Below are 12,844 nucleotides of genomic sequence, written 5' to 3'. Positions count from 1 at the left end.
GATCGGAAAGTCAGGTTTCAACTTGCTACGATACACGGTGTTTGCTTGCAGACACGAAAAAAACCTCGGAAGTCGGCTAAATTGTCGGCTTCCGAGAGTTTTTTATGGCTTGGAGCAGATTGTAAACCACCGTTTTTCTCCCTATGTTTGCCCAGGTTTGTTGCCTATCACCCTTGGAACACGTTTTTAGAAGAAAGTAAGTCGTCGAATGAGACAGCTCAAGATCAGTAAGCAGATTACCAACCGCGAATCACAGTCGCTGGACAAGTATCTGCAAGAAATCGGCAAGGTAGAATTGCTTACACCTGACGATGAAGTAGAATTGGCGCGGAGGATCCGCGAGGGTGACCAAGCTGCTTTGGAAAAGCTGACGAAAGCAAACCTCAGGTTTGTGGTGTCAGTGGCAAAGCAGTATCAAAATCAGGGACTTAGCCTGGGTGACTTGATCAATGAGGGAAACCTTGGTCTGATCAAGGCCGCAAAGCGCTTTGATGAAACCCGTGGTTTTAAGTTCATTTCCTACGCCGTTTGGTGGATCCGTCAGTCCATTCTTCAAGCACTCGCGGAGCAAAGCCGTATCGTGCGTCTTCCCCTCAACCGGGTTGGCGCGCTGAACAAAATCGGCAAAGCCTTCTCCAAGCTCGAACAAGAATTTGAGCGTGAACCATCTCCACAAGAGATCTCCGAGATTTTGGAGGGCATGAGCGAAAACGAGGTGCAAGACACCTTGAAAATCTCTGGCCGCCACATTTCGATGGATGCCCCGCTCGTGCAAGGCGAAGAAAACCGTCTGCTTGACGTGCTGGAAAATGAGGAAGAGCCGGATCCAGACAGCGGCCTCATCAACGAGAGCTTGAGCAAGGAAGTGGAGCGTGCCTTGAGCACCCTCACACAACGCGAAGCTGAAGTCATCCGCCTCTATTTCGGGATCGGTGTCGAGCATTCCTTGACACTGGAAGAAATCGGCGAAAAATTTGACCTGACCCGCGAGCGTGTGCGTCAGATCAAGGAAAAAGCCATTCGCAGGTTGCGCCACACAAGCCGTTCCAAGGGCCTCAAGGCCTATCTTGGATAAGCTTTACGGATAAGATATCGAGGAATGCGCCTTTCAACGGGCGCATTTTTCATTTCGCGGCATTTTGTTTCGGCATTCAAGAACTTGATGTCATCCATTCGGTGGCGGGAAGGGCTTTTTACGGCGGAATGTCATCAAATTACCTTTTGATTCTGGGCATTCGAGGCTAATTTTGCGCCATGCTACATCGCCCCCGCAGAAACCGCCAATCCAAGGCAATTCGGGCCATGGTGCGCGAAACGCGTGTCACGCCCGACCAATTGGTTTACCCGTTTTTTTTGATCCAAGGCAGCAACCAAGCCATTGAAGTGGCTTCGATGCCTGGGATTTACCGGTACACCACCGACAAGATGCTCCTCGAAATCGAAGAGTGCCTCGCCCTCGGAATCAGCAATTTCATCTTGTTCCCCGCATTCAAGGAGGAACAAAAGGATCCGCATGCTACCATCAGCTGGCATCCGCAGAATTTTTATCTGGATGCGATTCGTCAGATCAAGCAAAAGTTTCCCGAGGCGACCGTGATCACCGACGTGGCCATGGATCCTTATAGCAGCGATGGCCACGATGGCTTGGTGCGTCATGGCCAGATTATCAACGACGATACTTTACCCATTTTGGCCAAAATGGCCGTCGCGCAGGCAGCTGCCGGTGCCGACATCATCGGTCCGTCTGACATGATGGATGGACGCGTCGGTTATTTGCGGGATGCCCTTGACGACGAGGGTTATACGAACGTCGGCATCATGGCCTATACCGCCAAGTATGCATCCGCCTTTTATGGCCCGTTCCGTGACGCATTGGATTCGGCCCCGAAGTCAGGCGACAAAAAGACCTATCAAATGGATCCTGCCAATCGCCGGGAAGCCGTCATCGAAGCCCAACTGGACATGGACGAAGGCGCGGATTACCTGATGGTCAAGCCTGCCTTGGCCTATTTGGATGTCATTCGCCTGCTCAAAGACAATTTTGACTTGCCCATCGTTGCCTACAACGTGAGCGGCGAGTACGCCATGTGCAAGGCAGCCGCCCTGCAAGGATGGCTCGACGAAAAAGCGGTCATGCATGAAATGCTCTTGAGCATCCGCCGTGCCGGTGCCGACATTGTGATCACCTATTTTGCAAAACAGTACGCCCAACTCCTGAAAGACAACAAGATATGAATCGCATCGTTTCCCCATCCGTCCTCAGTGCGGACTTCGCCAATTTGGAGCGCGACATTAAAATGCTGAACGACAGCGCATGTGATTGGATTCACTGCGATATCATGGACGGCGTTTTTGTACCCAACATCTCTTTCGGTTTGCCGGTTTTGTCCGCGATCAAGCGCCACGCCACCAAGCCGCTCGATGTGCATTTGATGATTGCCGATCCCGGACGATATGTCAAAGACTTCAAGGAGGCTGGAGCCGATATGTTGACGGTTCATTTTGAGGGGGCTATCCATTTGCATCGCTTGCTTGGGCAGATTCGCGACGCAGGCATGCATGCCGGACTCGCATTAAATCCTGGTACTTCCATCGACTTGATTCACGACGTGATTGACTTGGTAGATTTGGTATTGGTCATGTCTGTCAATCCCGGATTTGGCGGTCAGAAATTCATCGAAAGTACCTATTCCAAAGTCATTCACCTCTCCCAAATGCGCAAACAGACCAATGCCCGCTTCCTCATCGAGGTCGACGGTGGCGTGAATGCAAGCAACACGGCGCGTTTGTATGAAGCAGGGGCTGACGCATTGGTCGCTGGCAACTACGTTTTTGGCTCCGGCGATCCAAAAGCAACGATTCAAACGATGAAAACCATCGGTGTCGATCAATTTGCCTGAAAATTAGAAATGAAGAATTAGAAATGTAGTTCAGCGTTGTAAATGAAGAAACTCAAAAGGTGCAAAGCAAATTGATTCGCTGAAAGACTATTTTCCATTCTCCGTTCTCAATTCTCAATTCTCAATTCTCAATTCTCCATTCATTCATTCGATGCATTCTTTTTTGCCTCTTGAGCCTTGGGGCATTTTCTTATCTTTGAATCCATGCGAAGGCAACTTGTAGGTTTATTCCTTGTACTCGGGCTTTTTTTGATACCTGCACTGGTTTCGGGGCAGACTGCGACCATTCGCGGGAAGGTGCGCGACAGCTATGGACGCATTTTGGATAGCGTCAAGGTGCAAGTCAAGGGCGTGGCCGGACCTGTTTATACCGATGGACAAGGCGATTATGAGCTGAAACTTCCGCCGGGGAAACATTTTGTGGATTATACCCACCCCAATTTCAAGGCGCGGCGGGAGGAAATCCAGCTCGCTCCCTCGGAAACACTCAATCGGTACATCAATTTGGGGGATCGCTACTCACTGGGAGATGTACAGATTACCAATAACCAAGATGCGACTGACAAGGAAAATCCCGACAATGTTGGGAGCCATACAATTCCCATTGATCCCAAGCGTGTTACGACCATTCCGGGGTTCAAAAGTGACTTGACAAGTCGTCTAGGTTCCTTGGCGTTTGGCGTACAGGTCAACAATGAATTGAGTTCGCAATACCGTGTGCGTGGTGGGAACTTCGACGAAAACCTCGTCTATGTCAATGACATCGAGGTATATAGGCCGATTTTGATTCGCACAGGACAACAGGAAGGACTCAGCTTCGTGAATCCGAATTTGGCAAGCGACGTTGGGTTCAGCAGCGGCGGATTTCAAGCGAAATACGGCGACAAACTTTCGTCGGTATTGGATGTGACCTACACGGATCCCGAGGCGCTGCATGGTTCCGTCGAATTGGGAATCCTGAATCAGAACTTCAACATCGAAGGGGAAATTCAGAAATTGCGGAAAGCGAAAGAGGGGCAGGATCAAGGAGAGGAGATGGTCGCTGGCCGATTCACTTACCTCATGGGATTCCGACGGTTTACGCCAAGCTATGTGCTCAGCAGTTTGGATACCAAAGGCGAATACAAACCGCGCTTCACCGACGTCCAAGGAATGCTGACCTTTGCACCCAAGCATGCGCTGCGCACCTTCAAGACGCGCGACCGCAACGACGGGTCTACCGATACGATCTACTTGAACAAAGAGCGCCTTCGCATTTCCTTGTTTTACAATTTTGCCAGTAATGAGTATGTCTTTACGCCCGTTTCGCGTGAAACTTCCTTTGGCACGGTTCAAAATGTGTTGCGCCTGAGCGTCGCTTTTGAAGGGCAAGACATTTCGGCATACGGCACGGGCTTAGGTGCATTGGTGGTTGAACATCGACCATCTACGAAGCTGAGGATCAAATACATTGCAACTGCATTTCGCACTGTGGAAGCGGAGCTGTTTGAGGTCGAAGGCGGCTATTTCTTGAGTGATGTGAATACGAACTTTGGTTCGGAAGGCTATAACGAGACGGTGTTTGACCGGGGAATCGGAACCTTCTACCGTCATGGACGCAACTACCTTGAGGGAACGGTTCTGGCCTTGGAGCAAAGAGGAGACTGGTTTCCGGGGAAGAATTACAAGCACAAAATCACCTGGGGCCTGCGGGCACAAAGGCAGATCATTGATGACCACATCCAAGAATGGAATGGCACCGATAGCTCAGGGTATTTTGTCGTGGATGAATCCTTTCGGTATGACAACCATGTCACAAGCAACCTCTACAAGGCCTTTATTCAGGATTATTGGAAAATCAGCCGCGACAATTCCAAGCGAATTGTATTGGGCGCAAGGGCGATTTACAATGACTTAAATGGTCAGTTTCTATTTGCGCCGCGTGTGCAATTTGTGATCGATCCAAGTTCTAGCTCAGAAACAAGCGATTCGAGCACGAGCCCGATGGACGAATCTCAATATGCACGTGGAGACAAAAGGCGTTATCAACTGCGTTTTGCCGCGGGAATTTATCAGCAGCCTGTATTTTACCGAGAAATACGTGATTTTGACGGAACGCTTTACACCGATCGCGGTGCACAAACGAGCTACCACGCCATCGCAGGTGGAGATTATCTGTTCAATATCTGGGGGCGTTTCTTCAAATTTGCTGCCGAAGGCTACTACAAATATTTAACCAACCTTGTCCCGTACGAAGTGGACAACGTGCGAATCAGATACTATCCTGAATACCATGCCAATGGCTACGCCTACGGCATCGACACCCGCGTGACGGGGCAGTTTATCAAAGGCGTCGACAGCTGGATGACATTGGGTGTCCTGCGTACGCAGGAAAAGGTGCTTGAACTCAACCAAGGATATAGACCTCGACCAACCGACCAGCGGTTTCAATTCTCCATGTTTTTCCAGGACGAATTGCCGATCAATCCCAATTACAAAGCACATATCAACTTCGTTTACGGATCAGGCTTACGGTTTGGACCGCCGCGCGTGCTCGAGAATCGTACCGTTTTCCAATATCCTTCCTACCAGCGGGTCGATCTCGGATTTTCCCGGGTCATCCTGATCAATTCCATTGCCGAGCGTCGCGACAAAAAATTTGCCGTTGAGACATTGTGGATCTCCTTGGAGATCTTCAACATCTTCCAACGCGCCAACACCGTTTCCTACGTTTGGATCAAGGACGTCTTCAACAACCAGTTTGGAGTACCCAACTACCTGTCTGCACGCCTGTTGAACCTGCGTTTGATTGCACGATTCTGATTCGGATCCGAATTAATTGGCTTTGTAGCTGATCCGGTAAATCATATCGGCTTGGTCGTCGGAAACCAGCAGACTGCCGTCGGCGAGTTGTAGCAAAGCGACCGGCCTGCCCCAGGGTTCCTTGTTTTCAGATTTTCCCCAGCTCGACTTTTCCTGCAACCATCCAGTCGCAAATGGCTGATAGGCAGTGGATTTGTTTCCGTCCAATGTGACAGTGGTAACCCGATAGCCATCGGGCACTTTGCGATTCCAGGAACCATGCTCACAAATGAAAATGCGGTTTTGGTATTCCTTGGGGAACATCGACCCAGTATAAAACAGCATTCCCAAGGAGGCGACGTGCGCCCCCAGACGCTGCGCAGGCGCAACGTAGTCACTGCACTTCTTGCCTTCGCCCAATTTCGGATCAAGAACGTAGCCGGCATGGCAATAGGGATAGCCAAAGTGCAAGCCCTGCTTGGGGGCATGGTTCAATTCGTCATTGGGGGCATCGTCTCCGAGCCAATCGCGGCCATTGTCGGTAAACCAGAGTTCCTTGGTTGTCGGGTGCCAGGCAAATCCGACCGAATTGCGGATGCCGCTTGCAAATACTTCTAAATTGGAGCCGTCAGGATTCATGCGCATCATGCTTGCATACTGCGGATTGTCCAACCGTTCGCAGATGTTGCAGGGCGCGCCGACGGGAACATAGAGTTTCCCATCCGGCCCGAATGCGATGTATTTCCAGCCGTGATGCTCATCAGTTGGAAAATCGTCGTTCACGACTACGGGCTTTGGAGGTGACGACAATTGTGCTTCAATGTTGTCGTATCGAATGATCCGATTCACTTCTGCCACAAACAAGGCGCCATCCCTGAAAGCCACGCCATTCGGCATATTCATTCCCGTCGCCAGCGTATGGATTTTATCGGCTTTGAAATCCCCGTTTTTGTCTTCGATTGCATAGACATTGCCAGCCTTGCGCGTCCCGACAAAGATTGTGCCTTTGGTTCCTTGGCAAAGTGACCGGGCATTGTTCACATTTTCAGCGAATACATCGATTTTGAAACCAGGAGGGAGCTTGATCTGATCCAGTCGGAGCGGGTCACGGCCATTGTTGGTCGGAACCACCCCAACCTTTTTGGGGTTAAGCGTCGCCCCCCCGGACCCCCGCCCGAGGGGGGCCCCCCCCCCCCCCCCGCCGCCCCACCTTTTGTGGCCCAAAAGTGAGCCCCCCCCCCCGCTTTTGTCCCCGAAAAGGGGGGCCCCGCCCCCCCCCGGCCGCGCGAAGACAAGTAGCTAATGTCATTGCAGCGAATACTCCCAGCAGGGTCATCGCCGCCACGTTGCGCGCCGAAGATTTCATGGATTCAAAAGTACCGAAAATCAGGAGCCTATCCCTTCAAATTCACTCCCCACCCGCAACAGGAGGGGTTCCGCTACCTGGATTCCCGCCTTCGGCACCCTTTTTCCGCCAACGCACGTTTTTCTTCTTCTTTTTGGGTGCTTCACCGCCAGTTTCCTGAGGCCCGGTCGGCTGATTTACCGGAGCATTTTGAACGGGTTTGGGTGGGCGTGGCGGCTGAACCGTCTTGGCATCGGGTGCTGTGATGTCTCTGTCAACGACCGGCTTGTTTCCCCGGCCATGCGTATGCGCGTGCCCTTGCGGACCCTTGCCTTGCTGTCCGCCACGTCCTTGAGGCGCTCCACCGCGACCTTGAGGTGCACCACCTCGGCCTTTCGAAAATCCTCCGCCGCCGCTGCGACCACCGCCTCCTCCAAATCCACCGCGGCCTCCGGCCTTTGGATTGTACTCAGGACCGTCCTTGAATCCGCCCGGGAGCGCAATTTTGGGCAATTCCCGCTCGATGAGCTTCTCGATGCGGCCAAAGCGCATCATGTCGTCTTCATTGATGAATGTGATCGCCTCGCCTTTTGCATCGGCACGGGCTGTGCGACCAATCCGGTGAACGTAGTCTTCCGGATCTGGCGGAACGTCATAGTTGATTACGTGGCTCAAGCCATCGATGTCAATGCCGCGCGACATGATGTCGGTGGCGACCATGACAGGGAATTTCCTGTTTTTGAAGTCATTGACAATGGTCTCGCGTTCATTTTGGTCACGGTCGCTGTGCATTCCACGCGCATCAAGTCCTTGTGAAACAAGCGCACGCACGATGCGGTCCACGGAGGTCTTGCGCGAACAGAAAATGATCACGCTTTCGACTTGTTTTTCCTTCATCAGGTGGCAAACAAGCGGAACCTTTTGCTCGTCGTACACGCAATAGGCAGATTGTGTGATCCCTTCGGCTGGCTTCGAAACCTTCAGGCTGATTTGCTTTGGATTTTTAAGGATTTCGCTGGCAAACTCCCTGATTTTGGGCGGCATTGTTGCTGAAAAAAGCAAGGTTTGCCGATCCTGCGGAATATAGGAGATGATGCGCTGAATATCGAGGATAAAGCCCATGTCAAGCATGCGGTCGGCTTCGTCTAGAATCAGGAATTCCACCTTGCTCAGGTCGACGTAGCCCAATCCGATATGCTGCAACAAACGTCCTGGAGTGGCGACCACGATGTCGGCACCTTGGGTAAACGCAGATTTTTGCCTTCCAAAGTCATCGCCGCCCTTATTGCCGCCATAAACGGGAAAGGAGCTCACGTAGGAATGGTAGGCGAGACCTTCACACTCCTTGTCAATTTGAACGGCAAGCTCGCGGGTGGGGCAGAGGATCAAACATTTGATATGACCTCCGGGGACATCGTCGAGAATGTCGATCGTAGGAATCAAAAAGGCTGCGGTTTTGCCGGTTCCGGTCTGTGCGCAGGCAATCAGGTCATTGCCTTCCAAAATAATCGGGATCGCCTGTTCTTGGACAGGTGTCGCATTTTCAAAGCCCATATCCCGAAGGCCCATTAAGATCTCCTCATGGAGACCAAACTCAGTGAATTTCAATGTATATCAAAATTTGTTCCGATGCAGGGAAGGCAATTGCCACAAAAGAGGCCGCTTTTACCTGCACTTTCATTCCTCGAAATTAGCCCCAATTCCCGAATCTTAGAAACTTAAAGAGAGGGAATTGTCAACAAGCCCGGCGAATGTCGTCCAAAATCGTTGCTGCGCCCTCAAAAACTGGTTTTTCCAGCAAATTTAACCTTTGAACCACCTTCATTTCAGAAACAGCGAAGCAATTGGTTGTGCAAGCCCGGCACCGAGAAAAGACCAGAAAACGATCGCGGCGGATTGGTAAAGAAAAACCTTCCTGCGGCTTTTGTAAATGCCAAAGGAGATAAACGTGCCCAAGGGGATCGACAAAAACCAAGGCGTAAGAAAGGCGATGCCGGCTAATCCAAAATTTTTCTTGATTTTGACAATGAAACGGTTTTTGCGGGTGAATACCTTTTTGGGCTTTTTTCTCGGGAACCGCTTTTTTAACGTGGATTGAAACGAAGAAGCCAACAACAGAAAAAATCCGACACCGACAATTCCGCCAATCGCGGTGTAAACCACCACTTCCCAATACGAGAATCCATACCCCGCCGCGAGTGGAACCCCGCCCAAGGTATGTTTGAAAGTGCTCAAGCCAGCGGCAGAGACAATTTTTGCGAGTTTGGCATTCATCCGCCCGCCCGAACCTTCCTGTCAGCAGTTTCCAATTTGAAAAGCATATTCCAACCAACCATTTCCAGTGTTAAAATTACCATTAGAACGCGCATTCGCAAGGAAATCTTTGTTGATCGCAGGATCGTTGCCGTTGATGTGGAGCGAACGGGAGCAGATGAATCAGGTGCTACCTGCGTTCCGGATTTATTCCCTTTTGAATCAATTCATTCGCATAGAATTGCCTGTGGATAAAAATCTAATCGAGTCAATTGTTTAGCTTTGCACCCGTATGCCATTTATCATCACCAAGAAATTCACCTTTGAGGCCGCGCACTTTATTCCGGCTTTTGAAGAAGGCCACAAATGCAGACGCATGCACGGCCATAGTTTTCGCGTAGAAATCAAAGTCAAAGGCGAAATCCAGCCCGAACTCGGCATTTTGATGGATTTTGCTGACATTAAATCTGCTGTGAAGCCCTACATTGATTACCTCGACCACGATTGTCTCAACGACATCGGCGACCGCGACGACATTCTCTTGCTCAAAAATCCGACCTCGGAAAATATTTGTATATGGTTGTTTGGCGAACTGAAGGCCAAATTGCCCGCCTTGCACAGTGTAACGGTTCATGAAACCTGCACAAGTGCCTGCGAATATTTCAAGGACTGATCTTAGGGAAGAATAGGGACCGGTTCCTTTTTCTTCTTGATGATCTTGTCTACCAAGTATCCAGCCCAGAACTTGATACCGAAGCTGTAGCTTGGCGCATCAAAGTTGTCTCGAATCGCATATCCGCCCAACAAGATTTGCCGGTAGCCAACACCTGCTGCGAGTCCGAGGAAGGGGAAAATCTTATAGTTGGCAAGTACCATCACTTCGCCGAGGAGAAACGATTTTGGGTCTTGGTTGATCTTGGTGAAGGAAACATCGCCGATTCCAATATGCAGCGGAAGGCTTACTTCCCAATGTTTGGTTGTCAGCAGCACATATTCAAAATACGCAATCAAATAATTGAATCGCAGCTGCGCTTGGATCGTATCGACAATGCCAAAAAAGTCAGTTCGGATGAAGTTGCGGTTAAATTCGGAGGCTAAAGTATAGACGCCAAAGCCTACCCGGGCTCGCTTTTCGAAGTCCAAACCTACGCGCACGCCCATGACCTTGACGTCGCGGCCGCTCACAAAACTGCGACGGGAATCCAAGCCAACAAGCAATTTGGGCGATTGCCGAAATGCCGCAGGAATATCTCGCGGAGGATTGAGCAGTTGCGCCTTTGCAGCGATTGCTGTCAGACACATCCACAAAACGAGGGTTGCAAACTTGTGCATCACAGCGCAAATATAGGGCTATCTCCGGAATTGCATTTTCTCCCCGAAGCTGCCCTTGAGCGATCAGCTTTACAATTGTTGATATTTGCATTGGGCATTCCAGCCGAATCGGCCTAATTTTGCCTCAGTGAAACCCATTACCATTGCCGTCGACGGTTGCTCAGCGACCGGAAAGTCCACCACCGCCAAGGCTGTTGCAGCCCGCCTAGGATATCTGTTTATCGATTCCGGTGCGATGTACCGCGCTGTAGCCTTGTATTTCCTTGAAAACAACATCGAAATCAAAGCCGAAAATCCCGTTTTGCAGGCTTCGCTCGACAAAATCAACATCGATTTCAGGCTGAATCCAGAAACGGGCCACCGCGACCTTTTCCTCAACGGCGTCAACGTCGAGCAGGAAATCCGTTCGCTCCGCGTATCGGATGTGGTGAGCGAAGTCGCCGCGATCAGCAGCATCCGCAAAAAATTGGTGGCCATGCAAAAGGAAATGGGCGAAAAAGGTGGCGTCGTCATGGACGGTCGCGACATTGGAACCGTGGTATTCCCCAATGCCGAATTGAAAATCTATCTCACCGCTTCGATGGATGTGCGCGTGTTCCGCCGTGTAAGCGAATTGACGCGCAAAGGCAAGCCTTGCACGCCGGAAGAGGTCCGGGAGAACATCATGCACCGGGACCATATCGATTCTACACGCGAAGACAGCCCGCTGCGCAAGGCAGACGATGCGTTCGAGATCGATACGACCTCGCATTCGATTGAATCACAGGTCAATATTGTCGTCAATATGGCCAATGAAATCATGCAAAAGCCTGAGGCTAACTGCTGATCTTAGGCCAACCGCCAACTATTTTCAACTTCTTCCAGCACCGTTTCGATCGGTTTTGCGCTTGGGAAAAATCCCAAAATGCGTTGCATTACCGCATCCACCATTGCATCCGGACAACTTGCGCCACTTGTGAGGATGATCGTCACGGGTTCGTTCTGCGGCAGAAAGTCTGCGGTTGTGAGATGCTGCTGATGGTGATAATCAAAATGCTGGATTTCCTGGCTGGAAACGATCTTTTCAGCCGATGAAATGAAATACGAAGGGTATTTTTCTTCGCAGAGTTCGACGATGTGCGAGGTATTGGAGCTGTTGTAACCGCCGACGATGATGGCCAAGTCGGCATGCTGCTCGAGCAAACCATAGGTCGCCCGCTGATTGTCGTTGGTGGCGTAGCAGAGGGTATCGCGGGTATCGGCAAAGTGGTCTTGGATCTCGGATTCGCCGTAGCGTTCGACCATTGCGGTGCGCAGCAGGTCGGCAATCGCCTGTGTTTCAGTGGCCAACATAGTGGTCTGGTTCACTACGCCGATGCGTTGCAAGTCGCGTGCCGGGTCAAAGCCCTCTGAATATTTGCCTGCAAACAGGACTTCGAAGTCGGAGAGGGGCAACTTTCCGGTGATAATGTCGGCCAATTTTTGGCTGTCTTCCAGATCACGGACGACCACCGTCGGGGCATCTTCGCGGCTATGCGAAAAGGTCGCGCGCGTTTCCTCGTGTTTGTGTTTCCCGTGCACGACGATTGTATGCGCCTGCGTACCCAACTCTTTGGCGCGTTTCCAGACCTTTTGCACGAAGGGACAGGTCGTGTCGTAGCTTTCGATGGTGATCCCGATGTTGCGCAAGATGGCCTCGATTTCAAGGGTTGTTCCGAATGCAGGAATGATCACGATGTCCTCAGGTGTCAACGATTCCCAAGCGATCAGCTGTTGGCCGCCGGTATCCATGATGAACGTGATGCCGCGGGATTGCAGATCGCGGTTCACCTCAGGATTGTGAATCATTTCGGAAAGTAGGAAAATGCGTTTTCCGGGATTCTCGGCAACGGCCTTGTAAGCAATCTCAATCGCATTCTCCACACCGTAGCAAAATCCGAAATGTCTGGCAATCAGAAATTTGACGGGGCCAAAGTCCAGCACGGTAGGCGTGAAGTCCTTTTTCCGCGGATCGGCATCCTTGCGCATGTTTTTGACGCGACCGATGATGGGACTCTGGTAAAATGCCGGGATGTCAAACTTTTTCATGGATTCCAAAAAATTGCCTTCGAAGACAACCAATGCTAGGCACGAATTGTTGCCGCCGCAAAAATAGAGGTTCGCCGATGGTTTCCCTTGCCCAAATCCATGGAATAATCAGAATCTTCAGTTTTTGAGTTGAAAAGCATTGCAAGACGAATGCATTTTGAGGGAA

11 protein-coding genes are annotated in these 12,844 nt (G+C 50.9%); 6 read left to right on the top strand and 5 right to left on the bottom strand.

Annotated elements, in window-relative coordinates:
• Window positions 1-208 precede the first annotated feature (208 nt).
• The 4 genes from IPN95_18400 to IPN95_18385 all read left to right on the top strand — a co-directional run bounded on the left by IPN95_18400 (window position 209) and on the right by IPN95_18385 (window position 5,702).
• Window positions 209-1,075 (top strand): sigma-70 family RNA polymerase sigma factor, encoded by an 867-nt coding sequence (locus IPN95_18400; protein ID MBK9451338.1) that lies wholly within the window; start codon window positions 209-211, stop codon window positions 1,073-1,075.
• A gap of 179 nt (window positions 1,076-1,254) precedes the next feature.
• Window positions 1,255-2,235: a porphobilinogen synthase gene (gene hemB / locus IPN95_18395; protein ID MBK9451337.1), complete on the top strand. Its 981-nt coding sequence runs from the start codon at window positions 1,255-1,257 to the stop codon at window positions 2,233-2,235.
• Window positions 2,232-2,900: a ribulose-phosphate 3-epimerase gene (locus IPN95_18390; protein ID MBK9451336.1), complete on the top strand. Its 669-nt coding sequence runs from the start codon at window positions 2,232-2,234 to the stop codon at window positions 2,898-2,900. The genes hemB and IPN95_18390 overlap by 4 nt, the downstream gene beginning before the upstream one ends.
• 204 nt (window positions 2,901-3,104) lie before the next feature.
• On the top strand, window positions 3,105-5,702 hold the full coding sequence (locus IPN95_18385; protein MBK9451335.1) for a carboxypeptidase regulatory-like domain-containing protein: 2,598 nt from the start codon (window positions 3,105-3,107) through the stop codon (window positions 5,700-5,702).
• 12 nt (window positions 5,703-5,714) lie between these two features.
• Here the strand turns inward: IPN95_18385 and IPN95_18380 are convergent, their stop codons facing one another.
• The 3 genes from IPN95_18380 to IPN95_18370 form a co-directional block, all read right to left on the bottom strand.
• Window positions 5,715-6,812, bottom strand: coding sequence for a sorbosone dehydrogenase family protein (locus tag IPN95_18380; protein MBK9451334.1), 1,098 nt, complete (start codon window positions 6,810-6,812; stop codon window positions 5,715-5,717).
• Between the two features lie 277 nt (window positions 6,813-7,089).
• Window positions 7,090-8,634 carry a DEAD/DEAH box helicase gene (locus tag IPN95_18375; protein ID MBK9451333.1) on the bottom strand — a complete coding sequence of 515 codons (1,545 nt, stop codon included), beginning with the start codon at window positions 8,632-8,634 and terminating at the stop codon, window positions 7,090-7,092.
• 213 nt (window positions 8,635-8,847) lie between these two features.
• Window positions 8,848-9,300 carry a hypothetical protein gene (locus IPN95_18370; GenBank protein MBK9451332.1) on the bottom strand — a complete coding sequence of 151 codons (453 nt, stop codon included), beginning with the start codon at window positions 9,298-9,300 and terminating at the stop codon, window positions 8,848-8,850.
• Between the two features lie 271 nt (window positions 9,301-9,571).
• Between IPN95_18370 and queD the strand changes: the two genes are divergently transcribed.
• Window positions 9,572-9,952, top strand: a complete 381-nt coding sequence (queD, locus tag IPN95_18365; GenBank protein ID MBK9451331.1) for a 6-carboxytetrahydropterin synthase QueD — start codon at window positions 9,572-9,574, stop codon at window positions 9,950-9,952.
• A gap of 2 nt (window positions 9,953-9,954) precedes the next feature.
• Here queD and IPN95_18360 read toward each other — a convergent pair whose 3' ends face one another.
• Window positions 9,955-10,611, bottom strand: a complete 657-nt coding sequence (locus IPN95_18360) for a hypothetical protein (GenBank protein ID MBK9451330.1) — start codon at window positions 10,609-10,611, stop codon at window positions 9,955-9,957.
• Between the two features lie 127 nt (window positions 10,612-10,738).
• Between IPN95_18360 and IPN95_18355 the strand changes: the two genes are divergently transcribed.
• On the top strand, window positions 10,739-11,437 hold the full coding sequence (locus tag IPN95_18355; protein ID MBK9451329.1) for a (d)CMP kinase: 699 nt from the start codon (window positions 10,739-10,741) through the stop codon (window positions 11,435-11,437).
• A 2-nt stretch (window positions 11,438-11,439) separates the two neighbouring features.
• Here IPN95_18355 and IPN95_18350 read toward each other — a convergent pair whose 3' ends face one another.
• Window positions 11,440-12,678 carry a 4-hydroxy-3-methylbut-2-enyl diphosphate reductase gene (locus IPN95_18350; protein ID MBK9451328.1) on the bottom strand — a complete coding sequence of 413 codons (1,239 nt, stop codon included), beginning with the start codon at window positions 12,676-12,678 and terminating at the stop codon, window positions 11,440-11,442.
• Window positions 12,679-12,844 lie beyond the last annotated feature (166 nt).

The sequence above is a fragment of the Bacteroidota bacterium genome, from assembly GCA_016718825.1.
In the GTDB taxonomy this organism is placed as follows: domain Bacteria; phylum Bacteroidota; class Bacteroidia; order J057; family JADKCL01; genus JADKCL01.
This window is presented reverse-complemented; position numbering and strand designations above follow the sequence as displayed.

Coding starts and splice junctions, on each gene's coding strand:
- IPN95_18360 (MBK9451330.1), bottom strand. CDS start 10,611: ATGCACAAGTTTGCAACCCTCGTTTTGTGGATGTGTCTGACAGCAATC.
- IPN95_18400 (MBK9451338.1), top strand. CDS start 209: ATGAGACAGCTCAAGATCAGTAAGCAGATTACCAACCGCGAATCACAG.
- queD (MBK9451331.1), top strand. CDS start 9,572: ATGCCATTTATCATCACCAAGAAATTCACCTTTGAGGCCGCGCACTTT.
- IPN95_18385 (MBK9451335.1), top strand. CDS start 3,105: ATGCGAAGGCAACTTGTAGGTTTATTCCTTGTACTCGGGCTTTTTTTG.
- IPN95_18350 (MBK9451328.1), bottom strand. CDS start 12,678: ATGAAAAAGTTTGACATCCCGGCATTTTACCAGAGTCCCATCATCGGT.
- hemB (MBK9451337.1), top strand. CDS start 1,255: ATGCTACATCGCCCCCGCAGAAACCGCCAATCCAAGGCAATTCGGGCC.
- IPN95_18390 (MBK9451336.1), top strand. CDS start 2,232: ATGAATCGCATCGTTTCCCCATCCGTCCTCAGTGCGGACTTCGCCAAT.
- IPN95_18370 (MBK9451332.1), bottom strand. CDS start 9,300: ATGAATGCCAAACTCGCAAAAATTGTCTCTGCCGCTGGCTTGAGCACT.